The sequence below is a fragment of the Anaerolineales bacterium genome (genome assembly GCA_003105035.1).
Lineage (GTDB): Bacteria > Chloroflexota > Anaerolineae > Anaerolineales > UBA4823 > FEB-25.
Map to the genome: position 1 here is coordinate 73568 of PQAL01000038.1, position 17581 is coordinate 91148.

Below are 17581 nucleotides of genomic sequence, written 5' to 3' on the forward strand. Positions count from 1 at the left end.
AAAATTCGAGCAGTTTTGAGCATTTAATAATCTTACCGAACAATCAAGAAGGAAGAATCGCTCAGTACGTCGCGTAAGGCAAAGTAAGCAGGCTTTGGGTTGAAGTCCCTGTCGAATAACAATGGATCAGCATTCGGCTCTTTTACACAGCCTTGCCTTTCGCAGGTTATCCATGAAGTTGCGTCCGAAATTCCCCAGGTAGAAAAACTATCACATACTTGCGACTCGATACATGCCTCCATCATACTACGATAGATTTGGGCCTGATAATTCCATTTCTCCAATTGTGTGCCCGGTTGGTCCGTCAGATCGACATCCATCTCCGTTACATAAATACGAACACCCAAATTGGCAAATTTCTGCATCGTGGCAATCACATCATCTTTTTCAGGAGCGATCTTTGAGTACCACGGTAAGAATAGATGCATTTGCATGCCTACTACATCAATGGGTGTGCCATTTGCTTTGAGCTGCTGGAGCGTAGAATACATCTTGTCAATCACTCTGCTCGAATCAGGATCGCGCGGGCTTTCGTTGTTATCTTGATTAAAGATTAATATTGCCTCCGGATCAGTCTCTCTTGCCCAACGAAAAGCCATATCGATGTAGTCCGGGCCAATTTTATCATTCCAAAAATCTGCCCCTGTAGAGAATGATCGACCGGGTGCTTCGTTTGCAATACTCCATTCGTGAACACGTCCTTTATACCTTCCTACCAACGTTTTCACGTGTTGCTCTAGGATTTTTATATATTGATTACGACCATAGTCACCGTGGATAAGCCATTCCGGGATAACATCCGATTGAACTGCTCCCCAAACCAGGTGCATGGCTCTCACACGCCAACCCATCTGGTTTGCATAGTCCACTTCTCTATCAAGTTCACTAAAGTCATACTTTCCTGGACCAAGCCAAAATCCTTTCAAGGAAAAGGTATAAATCGCTGCCACACCATATTCCCTCTTCATTACCCGACAGTGCCTATTGTCTGCGTTTTCCCACATTGAGAAAGCTGTTCCGATGGTCAGGTTATGGGATTTCGCCAGCTCTGCCAGCCCAGGATCACTCACTGCTGAGCTCACCCATTTCCCATTGGGGATTACCCCCACGCTCAGGCCCGTCACGAATGATGTCGAATTCGGTGCAGTGCTGGATCCAATGTATACAACGCCTTGAGGAAACAAACCATCGGGTAAATTTAATTGTGGCTGTTGGGTCAGATCGATATGTTGAATTACATTACCATCCTGATTATAGATATTAAAGCTCTTGCCTTCAACCTGGTCAAAAATAATATAGAATGGCTGCGAGCTGCTTAGTTGCAAATCCCATACAATGTTATAACTGCCCGCTGTTCCATCGCGAACACCAATAAGATAATGATCCCCATTATTTAGAATGTCTAACCTGCGGATTCCTTTCCACCAGGGTTCTTGTGTTTCAGGTACGCCTAATATTTTTACGATATTGTATGTCGAACCCGTCACAGATAATTTATCTAGCTTTATCCTCAATGGAGCATCCAGCTTTATTGCTTTTGTTTCAGTATCATAATAACTGTCTCGCTGATTAACAAAAGTCAAAGTGTCTGAGGCCGGGTCATAAGCCCCGCCTGTACAATAAGGGAAAAATATTGGTTCCCAGGGAACATTGCTGGTAGTTAATTCAGGAAGATTGCTTGGTAAGAACCCGATGGTATTTTTATTAATATAACCAGTGTAGCGAATGCCACCCAGGTATGCTTCAGCTTTAACAAAATCTCCATAGATACCGATGGGAGACAGATTGTCACCTTTATTAAGGCTTGCCACGCTATCAAAGTTAATATTGCCCGGTCCATTGTACATAAGCGTATCTCGTAACAGCACAACTTGCGCGGGTTCGGACGTTGAAATTGCATACACAGTCGGAGTAGGTGCCGTTGTCGGTAGTATTCCCGCCGGCGCAGAAGTTTCTGGGATTAGTTTCACTACCTCATTCGCCAGACGTGCAATTTTATACGGAACATCAGTAGAAGATGTATATGCTGCTGCTGAAACACACGAAGCAAGGATGGATGTCGAAAGTAAAATCAATAAAAATGTCTTTGCTTTCACAAAAAATTATCCTCCCAAATGGGCAAGAGGCGTAGTAATGAATAATTTTCGGATAGTTGATCTTTTACAATTATTCCGTTTAGCTTCTCAATAGCCAATGAAGCGAAGGTACATTGTCCGTGTGTATCCAATTGGAGTATTTAGCTGTAACTGATGCTGTTAATTATAGCCTACAACGTAGCAAGGAAGTAGTACACACGCCATGGCAGTTTTGAGGTTCTGTCAGTGTGCTAACAGATAATGGCCAAGCATTTGTGAGGGATTTTGACAAGAAAAAGTTCCTGATACAGCTCAGTCGAGGTTTACAGATCTTTGGCGATGACAGGCGAGCTGTAAAAGAGAGCAGCAACAAGGCGTTTCAGCTGGGTTTAAAGGTGATCTATTCTTCTCATGGAAAACCTTTTCCAATTGAAGCAATCAGGAACCAGCTCTATACACATACAAGCTTTATCATGCTCTATCAATCTGATTATGGTTTTACAAGCATGACAGAGCAGAATTATAGCCTGCTAGAAAGCTTGCTTCTGACGGAGTCTCACCCTCTCGCCTCGATCCAAAACTACACGAACCACTTATTCCGGCCAGGGCGCGCCAGATTGCATGGCTTGCCCGTATTCTGGCAACCGGGATTCATCAATTCCGCGGATTTTTTTCAAGAATGGAAAATCTTCAGGTGTGACTTCCAGCTTAGCAAAAGGTCTAACAGGCACTAGGCTGGCTAGCTGAGGTATCCTCACTTCATAAGGACCGAACCGTAGATCTGGTTGGTTTACGAAATTTTCGCCTGGAAGCAGATAGACCATGCCTTTCCGCCATGGTTGCTGAATAAGAGCAGGTTGGCTGATTGAAAACACGTACCTGGGCTCACTCATCTGGCCGGCTTCATCTACCAACCGGATACATGCATTGCTGGTCGTCATTCGGTAATGCTTCCGATCCAGGATGGCGAAGAACATCGCCCAAAGGCCGTCTCCTGCAGCATATACTGCAGTCTGAGCACCGAATTCCGTCAGGTCGCTCGATGGCCGCGGTTCAAAGACTTTGATTCCTGCATCACCCGTGCCATGCAAGACCACTCCCCACTGGTCAGCCAGGTAGCACAAAAATTGCCATTTCGGGATAGGGAATATGTATTCGATCGGTGTAGTTTTTCCGTCAGCCTTAATCTCTGCAAGCAAACGGTCAAACTCCGAACGTGTCTGGGGATCAATCTCCATCAGCGGGCGTTGCAACCAGTAATCAGGTAATACTGTCATTGCTTATCATCGAAGAAAATTTGCGTGATCATTCAAGCCAAGTGTTTGGAGATAAGTGGTTCTCTAACCTGCTAAAGTGACCCGAAAATGGAATCAGCATCTCCTGCTTATTTACCTTCATAAGCTTCCTGCAGCTTGGCAATATCCAGTTTCTTCATCACCAGAAATGCCTGGGTCACCCGTTGGATCCTATCTGGATCATCTCCGCTCATCAATTTACCCATGCTTGCAGGGACGATCTGCCACGAAACACCATATTTATCTTTAAGCCAGCCACACTGCTCGGCTTCAGGCACAGCTGAGAGTTTTCTCCAATAATGGTCGATCTCCTCCTGCGTGTCACAATTCACGAGGAATGATATCGCCTCATTAAATCCAAAAGCATGTTCATAGGCGCTGTCCATTGCCCCAAATTCCTGGCCGAAAAGTGTAAAAGTGGCGTATTCCACCGTGCCTTCCTTATCGGGTTCCTCACCTTTGCCGTAACGCATCACATGACCAATATTTGAATCACTGAACACAGAGGTCCAGTAGTTGATCGCCTCTTCTGTTTTTCCACAAACACCACCCACGAACAAGAACGCAGGGGTAATTTTCTGTTTAATCTCGGCTCCACCGGAGTAAATGATCTGCCAGGATAACCCATACTTGTCTTGCACCCAACCATACCGCTCACTAAAAGGGTATGAGCCAAGCTCCATGAGCACCTGCCCACCTGGTGCAAGCCTTTCCCAGATCGTATCCACTTCACCCTTCGTTTGGCACTTTATATGGAACGATACTGAGGGGTTGAGCTTGAAGTATGGTCCCGCGCTAATGGCCTGGAATGCGTATCCAGCAAGCTCAAAACTCACAATTTGGGTCGATCCTGAAGGAGTATTGTTAAGCGTGGTCGTCGAGGTAATCCGTGAGCCAGGGATAGCGGAGACGTATAGCTCCGCGGCTTCCTTGGCTTCTTTATCGAACCAGAGATGTGGAATGATTTTTTGCATGGTTATGATCTCCTGGAATTGGTGTATTAACCTTCTTCAGCGAGTCGCTTACGCCGGGCTAACTCTGCCTCGGAAGGTTTTTCCAATTCGAATGTCCCGATTTTGATCTCACCGGCAGGCTCATATCTGGCAATAATGACGCCGGTACTTGAGGCTTTACTATCGATGAGCTTGAGACTGGATGGGATCGTTCCTTCGCCAAATAACCGTTTCCCCTTGCCGATGACAACTGGGAAGATCCAGATGCGAAATTCATCGACCAGGTTGTGTTGCAATAAGGTTTGAATAAAATTGCTGCTCCCTTGAACCGACAATTCAGGTCCATCCTCTGCTTTGAGCTTCCTGATTTCCTGGACAACATCGCCCTTGATTAACGTTGTATTTTGCCAATCCATATGAGTCGTGGCCTTTGATGCGACATATTTTTTTGATCTATTCAATACCGAAGCCGCCGGCTCTTCATGGGAGAACGGCCAATGAGCCGCAAATATCTCGTAGGTTTTCCTTCCCAGCAGCAGTTCAGAAGGCTTTGCCATGTATTCACCCATAGTCTGACCCATGATCTCATCCCAGTAATTGACCGACCAGCCACCATAGTTGAAGCCACCCGTCGGATCTTCCGGTGGCCCACCGGGTGCCTGCATCACCCCATCAAGGGTGACAAATGCATTCACGATTAGTTTTCTCATTGGCTGTCCTCCGCTTTTTACTAAGCTTAATGCTCACCATTTCGACTTATTTTGTCTATATTATATCTTATTAGTCCGATATATTTCATATAAACAATCCGAACTCCCCACAAGCAGGTTCCTAATCCGCAATCAACAGCCGGCCAACACGCGTGAAAATATGTAAAAATAGGACCAGGCAGAAAAATAGCTGGTCCTAAAATTTGCTTCAAGTCTTTACCGATTATGCACGAACCTATCGGTTGGTGTAGTAGCATGGCACACAGTGCAGTCGCTCAGCGTGCCAGCGTGACCCTGAAGTTCCATGAACTTGATCGTATCGTTCGCCTCCCGGCTGGGTGCGATGGCATGCGTGCTATCGTGGCATGCTTCGCAGAACACACCGCCATGCCCGGTGGATTGCCGGTACAAAGGCAGGGTAGTGTCATAACCAGCCCCGTGGCAACCGGCATTACTGCATTTAGGCTCAGTCAGCCAGGGATCTGGGTTTTGGGCCAACACGGTGATATCTCCATGGCAGTTGGTGCAGTTCATGGAGAAATTCTGAGACATGGTATCCCGCAGGCATTGCGTTTGTGCTCCAGGGTGGCAGTTATAACAGCCATCGGTATCCGGGGTGATGTCAGGGGCGTTCGTGGGGTTGTGATGGCTGTGCATGGCATTGGACAGGCTCTTGATCTGACCCACATTCGGCGCACCGGTGGCGTTTGATCCATGGCACCAGTTACAATTCACCGGTTGGTGATCCATGAGCGGAGTCTTCGCTAACAAATCAGGATACTCCGCCAGATCCACCGTATAGCTGATGGTATTCAGGTAATCGTGTATCGCCAGGATGTTGGTTTCTACTTTACCCGTTGGTGTGATGGGATACGTAGTGGTGGCATCCATCGTGTCATCATGGCAGTTCACACAACTGAGCTCAGTTGACACAGGTGCCACAACCGTCAGCGTAGCCAGGACTTTGGTTGGATTGTTTGCATCTCTAACGGTAATCTGGGCTTTCTGATATGGATAGGGTTTGTGGGTGACAGCATCCCGGTCGCGTATGTCGGTGAGTGGGATTCCTTCAGCAATGAAATATTTCCCATCTGCAGCCAGGTCCATCGTACCCGAAAGACCCTTGCCTGTCAGGCCAATATTGGGAGGCGTGGTCACCCCATAAAGTGCTTGCTCATACTTCCAAAAATTTGTTTTATCAGGTCGCCCCAACCTCCCAACCGAGTAAGTGTTTTCAGGGAAACTATATTCAACGATCACGCCGGAGGTGACAATTTGGGGAGGTTCTCCCACTTTAACAACCTGGGCAACCAGAGTATTGTAGGGTGGCAGGATTGCCAGGTTGCTGAAATCGGGGTTATAACAGTGCATCCCCAGGTTGTTCCAGCCAAGCACGATATAGCCAATATCCATGGGAGGTGCCATTGGTAAGGTGTTGTTTGGTTTTGCCCTGACCTGACTACCTGCTAAGCCTGCCGTAACGAGAAGGAAAATGATCGGGATGGCAAACCAATATGTCTTTTTCATCTTTCCCTCCTACACAAAAAAGTGGATCGATTTGTTAAAAAATACACTATATTGATTTTATAGATTTATTTGGTGTTAATAATTGGGAAATATTGGGAATAATTGAGAAATTTCTATAATCTCATCTTTCCTTCGGATATGGGAGCTGGATTGCATGAACAGCCGTGTAGATTGAATAAATAGGGGGTTAAGCAATATCCAAAGAGACCGGTGAGCAGCTGAGAATAGCTGCTTGCCGGTCATCACCTTAGGGATTGGATTATCACGAACCTACATCACCCTTTAGGGCTCCTCACCTGGCTATAGGCTGGCAGTATCAACCCTAGCAAGAGTCCCAGGCTGGCAAGGCCCACCAATCCCCAAACAACCAGGTATAACTCATAGCTCATGCTGCTCACTGGTTTACTCAAGGCTACCAGCATATGGGCATTGCTTGACGTGGTTGAATCTGCCCCTAAAAGCCAGAGCCGGGAGTACTGCCATGGCTCATCAATGGTGTACAGGTTGATCCACAGGCCAGCCTCTCGATATTTGCGAATCCACTCTTCACCCAAACCGTACTCAGAATTTACAATCTGGTAGCCAGAAGAACGCAACTCATCGGTAGCAGGTGGGGCCTGGTATTTTACCCCGTAAGCTAGCTTCATCTCTGGGGCAATCGTCCGCACCAATTCCGCCTGCTGCTGGTCAGCCAGTACCCAAACTTGAGGATCAATTCCCACCACATGGATGATATCAATGACCTTCTCAAAGTAATTTTGAGCGTAGGCTTGATCATCGGGTGGCTGTTTGATATCGTATATAAAGGCCAGGTTATTATCCTTTACAATCTGCAGCTCATCTTCCAGGATCGGGATTGTCTGGAGCATATTTTGATCAACCTGGTCTTGACTGACCTGGCCATTCTTGATGGTCTTGTAGGGGTCTCTCTCCACAAACCATTTCCCTGCATTGAGTATGGTGGCTTCAGCCAGTGTAAAATATTCGGCTCTTTCTTTAATTCTGTCCGGATAGAGCGTCGCAACATCCGTAGTCCGCTCGAATGTGTCATCATGCAGCAGGAATGGCAGCCCGTCCTGGCTGATGTGAATATCTGTTTCCAGCCCATAGACCTTCAACTCTACTGCGAGGTTTGCAGCTGCCATCGTATTTTCTGGAGCGAGCATAGAAGCTCCACGGTGGGCGATGAGAAGTGGTTTGGCGGGCAACTCACCTTTATACACCGAACCCGGTGGATTTATGGTAGCTGCTCCCCAGACAATCACCACGACCAGTATCGCAAGCAGGGAAGGCAACAGGTTGATTTTCTTGCCCGTTTCTTTCCTACGACGGTATAGGATTCTGACAAAAATGCCCAATCCGACACTGATGCCTAGGATAATCAGCGCATCCAGGAATATCCGGTAATAAGATAATAATTGGCCAAGGCGGGGTATCTGCACCGACGATTTCTGGAACAGCATCCAAAAACTTCCGTAGAAGAAGACCAGGTATAGAATTCCAAGAATGAAGTATAGAATGGATGTAAGCGTCATCAAGCGGTGATTCCACCCTTTTTTATATGTGATCAGGCGTACTGCACTCCATATGGCGATTAAACAGGAAAGCACCAAAAAAAGGCTGATGTAATCGAATCTCAATCCCAACATCCTGGCCAGGTAGTCATTGGTTTCGGTATAGAAGAGGCTATTGGTCATCCAAAAAACAATAAAGAGGACGCTATGGATGAGGATAATCACAGGCAAAATGATGCGGGTTATTCGTGAGAATAAATTCATGTTTTTACCTCCTTATAGATCCTGATCTATAGGACCGTCATTCCTGGGGGGAATCTGTGACAAGTATGACTCCCAATCCGGAGGGCGTTCTTCCTTTTTGGCATCACCAGGGATTGGCTCAGGCTTCTTTACTGTTCTATCTCTCTGTGAATTGCTTAGCTCTCGCCGAATGCGCAGGTCATGAATAGCAATAATGAGCATGATACCCAGCAAGATCGATCCACTCAGCAACCAGAAATGAGGGATTGTAGCAGAACCGATGATCAGCACGAACACCAGGATGACCAAAGCCACCACCAGGATGACCGCACATCCCTCTCCATCGCAATCCGGGATATCGAGAGCCATTCCAAAATCCCCCGCATCATCCATTCCCTGAATGAACGGACCTGCGGCTCTGATGGCATTATACTGAACTAGTTCCTGAGGTACCCCGCTTAGGAGAGCCATGTTCTCGGTTCGAGCGAGACCAACCCACACCGTTATGATAAAGCCAAGCGTGGGGATTAAAAATATCCACATCGGGGTGTAATCTTGCGATTCTTTGAACCAGCGTGTGCGCGGTATGAGCCACCCTAATGCCAGCAGTCCAAAAAACGTGGGAATGACCACCGGAATGCCTCCCCATGCGGCTTCGATCTTGTGAAACCGGAATACTAAGAACGAAAATCCAATCAGACCGATCACCACCAGGACCAGCATCCAGATCGTGTTGGTCATGCGATGTTCCTTGATATCCTGTATATCGTCCTTCACATCCGCGTTAATCTCATCCACCACCGGGCTGACCAATTTATCGAGCAGCCGCGAGAAGGCCATGATGCTTCCGGTGATGATGAAGATGATTGCTAGCGCAAGGAAGAGCAGGGTGATCGCAGTCTTTCCGCCACTTAAAGTATAAGCAGAAATGACTAACAACCCAATGATGATGCCCAACAAAATCAAACCGATCGCGAGTATTGTCTTTTTAGCCATGTTTTTAATGTTCCCCTGCAGCCTGAACACAGCCGCACACAAAAACTCGACGCCAATGAGGGTGAAATGACCAGCAGCGTCTGTCGAATAGATGGATATTCATTAGTTTACACCAGGCAACCATCAACCATGTGACCATGTGACCATGTGTTATTCAACTTTGTTCAGCCAACAAAATGCTCTGCTATTAATCATAACGCATTCTTCTAAAGAAACTTGCGCAACCCGCCTGATTCGTACTACTCTCCCCCTGATGGTTCGAGTTTACAGAACGATCTTGCCGGTATTACCTGCGAGTAGTTGATATGTGCTTTTCGGGGGAGAATACTTACAATAATGATAACTCATCCCAAATCCAGGGGATTTGTTTCACCCTGCCCGGCTTTCCAATTGCCCAAATATTTAATTTGTGCTAAACTGAATATACACCTGATTTCGCAAAGGAGAACCAGCCATGGCTGATAAAATCCTGGTCGTAGATGATGATCCCGACACCGTCAAATTCATCAATATCATGTTGAGCCGCCTGGGCTACCAAGTGATCTCAGCCACCTCCGGCCTGGAGGCTCTCGAACGCGTACAGGTTGAGCATCCCGATTTGATCATCCTGGATGTCATGATGCCCGGGATGGACGGTTACGAGGTCAGCCGAAACCTTCGCCGCAATCCCAAGACTGCCACCACACCCATCCTGATGTTCACAGCCAAGACTACCATCGAAGATAAGCTGGCCGGTTATGATGCTGGTGTGAACCTCTACCTGACCAAACCCATCCATCCGATCGACCTGCAAGCGAATATCCGCAACCTGCTGACCCAAAAACTCACCAAGGCGGAAGCCTCGGGTGAGCATGGTTACGTCGTTGGTGTGCTTTCTGCCACCGGGGGTGCAGGGGTATCCACCATCGCCCTCAACCTGGCCATCACCTACGCGAAGAAATATAACGTTAAGGTGATTGCAGCTGAGATGAAACCCGGGCAGGGCTCGTGGGCATTGGATCTGAACCTCACCGAGCCAGTCGGCTTACCAAACCTGCTCAGCATGGAGCTGCAGGACCTTACCGTTGAAACGGTTTCCAAGGAGCTGATCCAGACCAACTTTGGGATAAAAATCCTGTCTGCCTCAAACCAGACCGAGAATGTGGAATACGCAGCTGCCACACCACAGCTGGAGCTTATCCTGGGATATTTAAGCAGTCTGGCTTCGATAGTCATCCTGGATATCGGCACCAGTTTTCACCCCGGATTTAACGCGATCCTGAATAAGTGTGATGAGCTGATCATGGTGGTTGAGCCACAGCCTGTGCCCATTAAGCGTTCCAAGCTACTAGCCAGCGAGCTTCACCTGAAAGGTTTCGGCAGCATCAAGACGATGAGCACGGTATTGGTCAATCGCACCCGCTCGGATATTGTGTTGAACATCAGCCAGGTGGAGCAGATTCTGGGCTATCCAGCTGTGATGGGTTTCCCACCGGTGGTTGAGCAGGCCTATCGTGCATCTGAACGTGCCCTGCCATTGGTTGCCATACAGCCAGATGGCATCATCGCCATGCAATTCAACACCCTGGCCAGCCAGATCAACGAACGCGTGCCCGTTCATTAAACCAATCTTCATCTTCAACTTACTCTTCCAGACGTATAATCCTGTTACAGGTTATTGTTCAGGAGGGTCATCGTCATGGAGAATCCTTTCCGTGTAGAACATGATACGCTTGGAGATGTTAACGTCCCCACCCAGGCTTTATATGGTGCCCAAACCCAACGCGCAGTAGACAATTTCAATGTTTCGGGTCTTAAACCCTGGCGGGCATTTATCTGGTCGATGGCGGTCATTAAGCGCGCCGCGGCAGAGGTCAACCGTAACCTGGGATTGCTGGATGAAAAAATTGCTGACGCGATCATCACCGCTGCCCAGGAGGTCATCGATGGACAATGGGATGACGAATTTGTCGTAGATCCTTTTCAGGCAGGGGCTGGCACGAGCCACAACATGAACGTTAATGAAGTGATTGCCAACCGCGCCACGGTACTTCTGGGTGGCGAGCTCGGCCAGTACCTGGTAAATCCCAATGATCATGTCAATATGTCGCAGTCTACCAATGACACCGTCCCCACCGCCATCCGCCTGGGCTGCCTGTGGCGCCTGGAGGAATTGCTGACCGTAATCGATGATCTTGCCTTCAGCCTTGGTCAGAAAGCCACCGAATTTGATGAGGTCGTTAAATCAGGCCGCACTCACCTGCAGGATGCCGTCCCCATCCGTCTTGGGCAGGAATTCAGTGGGTATGCTAAGGCTGTCCAGCACGATGGTGATCGGATTCGCATTGCGGCTAATGATCTGCGCCGCATTGGGATCGGTGGCACAGCTGTAGGTACCGGTCTCAACGCCCACCCCGATTATCACCCGCGCATGGTGGAACGTCTCTCTGATCTAACTGGCCAAACCTTATACAGCTCGGAAAACTTATTCGAATCGATGCAGTCCATGGCAGATGTAGCCAGTTTCTCAGCTTCTCTACGCACACTGTCCATCACGCTTACCCGCACTGCCAATGATTTCCGTCTGCTGACTTCCGGCCCGTCCACCGGGTTGGATGAGCTGCACCTACCAGCCGTTCAGCCTGGCTCAAGCATTATGCCTGGCAAGGTCAACCCGGTCATGGCAGAGATGCTCAACATGTCCATGTTCCACGTCCAGGGGTGTGATCTGGTAGTTGCTCTCGCTGCTCAAGCCGGACAGCTTGAGTTGAATGTGATGATGCCGATTATTGCGCATAATCTCTTTGAGATGATGCAGGTGATGATCGGCTCCATCCGTGCCTTCACCGAAAAATGCGTGCGTGGGCTTCAGGCCAACCGGGGTAAGGCTGAAGGCTGGTTGGCAAAAAACGCAATTATTGCTACTTCCTTGAATCCGCTGATTGGCTACAGTGCCAGTGCCTCGCTGGTGAAGGAAGCCCTGCAGCGTAATGTCCCCATCCGTGAGGTCGCCCTTGAGAAAGCATTCGCTGGTCAGCTCCTGCATATCAAGGAAAACCGCCCTGTCACCACCGAAGAGATTGACCTGGCGTTGAACGACTTAAAACACCTGACTTACGGTGGAATTGTTGGTTAAGACAACACTACGTTTTTACCAGCTTAAATAACTCCTGCCTGCCGCAGCTCACACACTTCCGATTCCTCATACCCAAGGAAATCATGCAGGATCTGGTCCGTATGTTCCCCCAGTAGGGGTGGTGGCAAGTGGAGCACAGTTGGGGCAGTCGGGATTTTGAGAGGTGATGCCACCAGGTGTATCGATTCTGAGTTCCCCTGCCTAACTTCAACCACCATTTCACGTGCTTTCACCTGAGGGTCTTCCAACACCTGTTCAATGCTATTGATCGGACCACATGGGACGCCAATGGCTTCCAGAATGGTCAGCCAATGGGAGATCTCAAATTGGGAGAATAGCTCATCCAGCAAAGGGATGACCTCTGCTCGGTTTCTGACCCTCCCGGCATTATCTTTAAAACGCTTATCCTCGGCCCATTCCTTCTTGCCTGCGTGCTCGCAGAACTGACGCCATTGCAGGTCGTTCCCAATGGCGAGGGTAAAATAGCCATCCTTGGCTTTGAAAGTCTGGTAGGGGACAATATTGGGGTGGGCATTGCCGTATCGCCTGGTTTTCTCGCCGGAGATCAAGTAGTTGCTGCCGACATTCGCCAACCAGGCGATTTGTGAATCAAGCAGCGATATGTCGATGCGCTGGCCTCGACCACTCCTCTGGCAATCGAACAAGGCTGCCAGGATGGCGTTACAAGCAAACAACCCCGCAGTAATATCAGCAATGGCGACACCCACCTTATAGGGTTCACCGTCCTCAGGCCCGGTGATGCTCATCACGCCCCCCTGAGCCTGGATGATGAAGTCATAACCTGCCAGGTCACGGTACGGCCCGGTATAACCATATCCGGTGATAGTGCAGTAGATCAAACCAGGATGGATTTCTTGAAGCGCCTGGTATCCCAGGCCCCATTTTTCCAGCGTTCCCGCGCGAAAGTTCTCCACCAGGACATCGCTTTGCTTTATCAGCTTCCTCAGAATCTGTTGTCCCTGACCACTTTTAAGGTTCAGGGTCATGCTCCGCTTGTTACGGTTGACGCACAGAAAGTATGCTGACTCTCCCCCTGCAGTGAAAGGCGGGCCCCAATGGCGGGTATCATCCCCTATCCCGGGGGCTTCAATCTTGATGATATCTGCCCCCAGGTCTCCCAGCATCATGGTACAGTACGGACCTGCCAGCACCCGGCTCAGGTCCAAAACCCTTACGCCTTCAAGTAATGGCCGCGCTTCGTTGTTCATCTTGCTAGTAGCGCAGCACTGCACCGATATTTTCGAATCCGTCCACCTTATGCACTTGCTGTAGAACCTCTACTTCACCACCAGCCTTCATCACATCGTGGACCGCCAACTCAACTGCATCTGGGATTTTCACAAAAGCTGACCCACAATATGGGCATTCTGGCAATTCGATGGTGGTTGCATACCCGCAACCTTGGCAGCGGTATGCTGATTCACGGTATCCGTCGGTAATTACCAGGGCCTGGATGCGTCCATCTCGAACGGCTTGCAAGGTATCCTCCAGCGTCAAGACGGCGCGTTGCTCCTTAGCCGCGCCAGTCACCAGCATTTTTAATAACTGCTCTTCTTTGCGGAACTCAGCCTCCTTGCCGACCTGCATTGTCTTTTCAAGCACCTCTCCCTTACTGGCTGTCATGCTCAATGGAAAGGCGCCAATGATCAGGCTTTGCCAGCTTTTCGGAAGCTGAGCCTTCAGTTCGGCGATGTTTTCCTCAGTACCGCCGATTAAAACCCTGCGAACATTGTTCTCTTTAAAGAATTGTCCAGCGAACTCAGCTACCTCGCGAAAATTACGCTCAGTGAGCTCATCTTCGTATCGTGTTTGCCCTGACATCCCACCTCGCATGCCAGTCTTCGCTGAGGAACCACCCCGTTTAGTGTGCCGAATATTCTCGCCTAAAATACCTTCCTGCTCTTGGATTTCTCCAAGATGAAAAGAAAATACCCTGGCACCCTGTTTATCTACCAATACAACACCGTAACCACCATAGTGGTCAAGCAGGCTTGCCAGCGGTTTTACATAGGGGCGGTTATTCAATACCACCTGATTTCGTACGGGGATTGCTAATGTGTAGGCCCTGAAAAAATTCTCCTGGGCACACAAGAATAAGACCACACTTCTTCCAGTCCAATCGTATTGCCGGCCAAAAAAGTTTTCAATGGCTGTGATATCCGCAGTCAGTTTAATCTCTTTCAGTAAGCTCCTCAGATTTAGTTTATATACATCTGCATTGCCCTGGATGGGGTCAGTGTTTAGATAAACGCTCAACACCTGATGTTCCGCCCGATAACCAAGTAATTCGTGCAAGTTCGCTTCAGTTAACATAAAACCTCCTCTCTTCACGCAGGTGATATGGAATGGCTAACTTACGAACGTTTCAGCTCTTGGAATAACTCTTTTTGTCGTTGAGTCAGGTTGTGCGGAATTTTTACCTTGATATGGGCATATAAGTCGCCCCAGTTATTGGGTGTATTCAATCTGGGTAGACCTCTACCAGCCAGGCGGATACTTTGCCCAGGCTGGATGCCTGCCGGGATGGTCAGGACGACATTTCCTGAAAGCGTCTGGACGGAAACCTCACCACCTAAAACAGCAGTGTAAAGGTCGACCGTCACCTCAGTGTGCAGGTCATTCCCTTTTACCTGATAACGAGGATCATCAGCAACTTTGATCACCAGATACAGGTCTCCCTTTTGACCAGCATTTCCCGTGGGTATGGTGCTTGGAACACGCACTTTTGTGCCGGTTTTTGCTCCCGCAGGGATCTTGATCTCTAGCCTGCGTCCATCCACATCGATGCGCCGCGTGGTACCTTGATACGCTTCGGTCAGGCTAATGGTTACTTCCTGTTGATAGGATGGCGCTTCCATCTGGCGGCTGCGAGAATAAGCTCCTCTTCTACTGCTGGAGGTGTTCATATTCGGCATGCCACCGAAGATCCTCCGGAAGAACTCGGAAAAATCTCCCCCCAGAATATCTTCAAAGCCACCTACGTTTACCCGCACGTTCCCTGTGGGTGAGGTTGCAAACCAATCTTCCCAATTAAAACCACCAGCTGGGGCACCACCTTGTTGCCACTGCGAATATGATTCTCCCAGTTGGTCGTAGCGACCTCGCTTTTCCGGATCACTTAGAACCTGATAAGCTTCATTTATCTCTTTAAAGCGTTCTTCAGCCTTTTTATCCCCAGGGTTACGATCCGGGTGCTCTTTCATTGCTAATTTGCGATAGGCTCGCTTGATCTCTTCCTTGCTTGCTTTTCGCTCAACACCCAGGATTTTATAATAATCTTTATATTCCATACTCTGACCACCACTATTTGGCGAAAGATTTCACCATACTTATACCATTGTATGCTCATCCGGCATGCAAAGTCAAGCGTTCAGACAGATTTCTTACAAAATTCTAACTCATCGCTTGTGAACACTGATAATCGAACATAAATTTTTATAAACATGCTATGATTAATCGTATGGACAGCCACAATGAGCATGTAATCCTCATCGAAAGTGACCCTCAAATCTCGAAATTGATTGCTGAACAATCCTTGAAGCCGCTCGGTTTTCAGGTGGATGTATACGAATCAGCTGCTGCCATCCTGCAGGAGGTCGAAGACTTGGCTCCTGATGTCATCGTCACCAGCTTAAACCTGATTGGATTGAGTGGTAAAGACTTGCTAATCGCCTTAAAAGCTGAGGGAATTGATGTGCCCATCGTTGTTACCGCCAATAAAGGCCAAGAAGCGGATATCCTCCAGGCTATCAGGCTCGGGGCAGTTGACTATATTACCTGCCCCATCCGCGAAGTAGAAGTGATCAATGTCATTGAGAACGTGCTGAATAAGCAAATGCTAAAACAGCAGGTGGAAATTTATTCGGTTAACCTTGACCAGACCAAATCGGCAATGGAGCACCAGCTGGCTGACTTTTCCCAGATCTTTTCCTTTGCCCGGCTAGCCTTATCAACCAAGAATCTGCAGATATTAAATGACAAAATTATCAGCCTGGCCATGCTGGTCACCGAGGCAGATTGTGCCTGGTTATTATCCTCCGATGGCAGTCAGGCGGCATTTATCCTGCAAGCTTGCCACAATGCACCTGAAAAAGTTACCGCCAGCCTTCACTTACCCTATGAAGATGAAATCAGCGCATTGGCGGGAGCATCCGGCCAGGTCGTTTCCGTCCATGGTGAAGCCCTCAGCCGTTTTACTGGGTACGAACAGTTTGGGTCAGTTCTTGCAGTCCCGGTCTTGTCTAACGGTCAGGTTGAATCGATCATCATTGTCGCTCGTAGTCTTGCCCAGCCATTCAGTAATAGCCACCAGGCGATGCTCGAGCTGGTGGTGAACGTTGCCTCGTCGGCACTGGAGAACTGCCAGCGTTTCCATCAATTAGAACGAAGCCTTACCTTACTTCAGCAATCCTTCGTTTATACCTCGATCGAGTCCAACATCAAATCTGACTTGTTACGCCAGGCAAGCCTGGAAATCCGCACTCCCCTGAAAAATATGATGGAAAATGTGGATGTATTGCTGGAAAAAGGTGAGTTGCAATTGAACCAGGAACAGGCGATTGCCCTGGATGACGTCCAGGAAGATACAGAAATCCTGATGGATATCGCCGATTCGATGATCAACAGCCGCCAGAGCGAACCCATGCGTCTGGTGGAGATCGACCTCAATGAAGTAGTCCGCAACATAACCAACCGTTTTAAACCGATTGCGCAGCTCGGAAAAATTACCCTCACCGTCAGTGCGCCTGCAGAACCGGTCAATTTGAAGGTTTATCCATCGCAAATAACCAAAGTCATTGAAGGTTTGCTCTCGAATGCATTAAAATACAGCCCACCCAATGGTGAGATCATTCTTCAAATTAGCGAGAGAGATACCGATATCAGTCTCTCCGTGAGCGATCAAGGTAATGGTATTGATGAGCAGGCAGCTGAATGGCTGTTTCAACAAAAGTCCAATCTGTTTGGGTATACAGCGAATCGCTTTGGAGGCATCGGCATTAGTTTGCCGATGATTAAAGAAATCGTCACCACTTATAAAGGAAAAATCTGGATGGAGCCAATGCAGGAAAAAGGTTTCAAGATCACTTTTTCTCTTCCGCGATAAATTCCGGCCAACCACCAGACTAGAATCT

13 protein-coding genes are annotated in these 17581 nt (G+C 48.5%); 3 read left to right on the forward strand and 10 right to left on the reverse strand.

The window, feature by feature from the left end; genetic code table 11:
* Window positions 1-32: 32 nt before the first annotated feature.
* The 7 genes from C3F13_17185 to C3F13_17215 all read right to left on the reverse strand — a co-directional run bounded on the left by C3F13_17185 (window position 33) and on the right by C3F13_17215 (window position 9313).
* A complete protein-coding gene (locus C3F13_17185; GenBank protein PWB50201.1) occupies window positions 33-1847 on the reverse strand; it encodes a hypothetical protein in 1815 nt (604 codons plus the stop codon).
* An 821-nt stretch (window positions 1848-2668) separates the two neighbouring features.
* Window positions 2669-3352: a hypothetical protein gene (locus tag C3F13_17190; GenBank protein ID PWB50202.1), complete on the reverse strand. Its 684-nt coding sequence runs from the start codon at window positions 3350-3352 to the stop codon at window positions 2669-2671.
* Between the two features lie 107 nt (window positions 3353-3459).
* Window positions 3460-4344, reverse strand: coding sequence for a hypothetical protein (locus tag C3F13_17195; GenBank protein PWB50203.1), 885 nt, complete (start codon window positions 4342-4344; stop codon window positions 3460-3462).
* A 26-nt stretch (window positions 4345-4370) separates the two neighbouring features.
* The gene (locus tag C3F13_17200; protein PWB50204.1) at window positions 4371-5033 is read right to left on the reverse strand and encodes a riboflavin biosynthesis protein RibD; all 663 of its coding nucleotides are present in this window, start codon (window positions 5031-5033) and stop codon (window positions 4371-4373) included.
* A 216-nt stretch (window positions 5034-5249) separates the two neighbouring features.
* The gene (locus tag C3F13_17205) at window positions 5250-6560 is read right to left on the reverse strand and encodes a hypothetical protein (GenBank protein PWB50205.1); all 1311 of its coding nucleotides are present in this window, start codon (window positions 6558-6560) and stop codon (window positions 5250-5252) included.
* 275 nt (window positions 6561-6835) lie between these two features.
* Entirely contained in the window at window positions 6836-8338 is a 1503-nt protein-coding gene (locus C3F13_17210) for a hypothetical protein (GenBank protein ID PWB50206.1), read from the reverse strand.
* A gap of 12 nt (window positions 8339-8350) precedes the next feature.
* Complete coding sequence (locus C3F13_17215; protein PWB50207.1) at window positions 8351-9313, reverse strand: hypothetical protein; 963 nt, start codon at window positions 9311-9313, stop codon at window positions 8351-8353.
* A gap of 454 nt (window positions 9314-9767) precedes the next feature.
* On the opposite strand from C3F13_17215, the gene C3F13_17220 reads away from it, so the two are divergent.
* Both C3F13_17220 and aspA read left to right on the forward strand, forming a co-directional pair.
* Window positions 9768-10916, forward strand: a complete 1149-nt coding sequence (locus C3F13_17220) for a hypothetical protein (GenBank protein PWB50208.1) — start codon at window positions 9768-9770, stop codon at window positions 10914-10916.
* A gap of 75 nt (window positions 10917-10991) precedes the next feature.
* Window positions 10992-12428 carry an aspartate ammonia-lyase gene (gene aspA / locus C3F13_17225; GenBank protein ID PWB50209.1) on the forward strand — a complete coding sequence of 479 codons (1437 nt, stop codon included), beginning with the start codon at window positions 10992-10994 and terminating at the stop codon, window positions 12426-12428.
* 23 nt (window positions 12429-12451) lie between these two features.
* Here aspA and C3F13_17230 read toward each other — a convergent pair whose 3' ends face one another.
* From C3F13_17230 to C3F13_17240, 3 genes are read right to left on the reverse strand one after another with little or no spacing between them, the layout of a single operon-like run.
* Window positions 12452-13657, reverse strand: coding sequence for a formyl-CoA transferase (locus C3F13_17230; protein PWB50210.1), 1206 nt, complete (start codon window positions 13655-13657; stop codon window positions 12452-12454).
* A 4-nt stretch (window positions 13658-13661) separates the two neighbouring features.
* Window positions 13662-14762 carry a hypothetical protein gene (locus C3F13_17235; GenBank protein ID PWB50211.1) on the reverse strand — a complete coding sequence of 367 codons (1101 nt, stop codon included), beginning with the start codon at window positions 14760-14762 and terminating at the stop codon, window positions 13662-13664.
* 41 nt (window positions 14763-14803) lie between these two features.
* Window positions 14804-15739, reverse strand: coding sequence for a hypothetical protein (locus C3F13_17240; protein ID PWB50212.1), 936 nt, complete (start codon window positions 15737-15739; stop codon window positions 14804-14806).
* A 158-nt stretch (window positions 15740-15897) separates the two neighbouring features.
* On the opposite strand from C3F13_17240, the gene C3F13_17245 reads away from it, so the two are divergent.
* Complete coding sequence (locus C3F13_17245; protein PWB50213.1) at window positions 15898-17553, forward strand: hypothetical protein; 1656 nt, start codon at window positions 15898-15900, stop codon at window positions 17551-17553.
* Window positions 17554-17581 lie beyond the last annotated feature (28 nt).

Excerpts from the sequence above, each read along its gene's own strand:
- C3F13_17185 (PWB50201.1), bottom strand. The coding sequence starts at position 1,847 with ATGTACAATGGACCGGGCAATATTAACTTTGATAGCGTGGCAAGCCTT.
- C3F13_17190 (PWB50202.1), bottom strand. The coding sequence starts at position 3,352 with ATGACAGTATTACCTGATTACTGGTTGCAACGCCCGCTGATGGAGATT.
- C3F13_17195 (PWB50203.1), bottom strand. The coding sequence starts at position 4,344 with ATGCAAAAAATCATTCCACATCTCTGGTTCGATAAAGAAGCCAAGGAA.
- C3F13_17200 (PWB50204.1), bottom strand. The coding sequence starts at position 5,033 with ATGAGAAAACTAATCGTGAATGCATTTGTCACCCTTGATGGGGTGATG.
- C3F13_17205 (PWB50205.1), bottom strand. The coding sequence starts at position 6,560 with ATGAAAAAGACATATTGGTTTGCCATCCCGATCATTTTCCTTCTCGTT.
- C3F13_17210 (PWB50206.1), bottom strand. The coding sequence starts at position 8,338 with ATGAATTTATTCTCACGAATAACCCGCATCATTTTGCCTGTGATTATC.
- C3F13_17215 (PWB50207.1), bottom strand. The coding sequence starts at position 9,313 with ATGGCTAAAAAGACAATACTCGCGATCGGTTTGATTTTGTTGGGCATC.
- C3F13_17220 (PWB50208.1), top strand. The coding sequence starts at position 9,768 with ATGGCTGATAAAATCCTGGTCGTAGATGATGATCCCGACACCGTCAAA.
- aspA (PWB50209.1), top strand. The coding sequence starts at position 10,992 with ATGGAGAATCCTTTCCGTGTAGAACATGATACGCTTGGAGATGTTAAC.
- C3F13_17230 (PWB50210.1), bottom strand. The coding sequence starts at position 13,657 with ATGAACAACGAAGCGCGGCCATTACTTGAAGGCGTAAGGGTTTTGGAC.
- C3F13_17235 (PWB50211.1), bottom strand. The coding sequence starts at position 14,762 with ATGTTAACTGAAGCGAACTTGCACGAATTACTTGGTTATCGGGCGGAA.
- C3F13_17240 (PWB50212.1), bottom strand. The coding sequence starts at position 15,739 with ATGGAATATAAAGATTATTATAAAATCCTGGGTGTTGAGCGAAAAGCA.
- C3F13_17245 (PWB50213.1), top strand. The coding sequence starts at position 15,898 with ATGATTAATCGTATGGACAGCCACAATGAGCATGTAATCCTCATCGAA.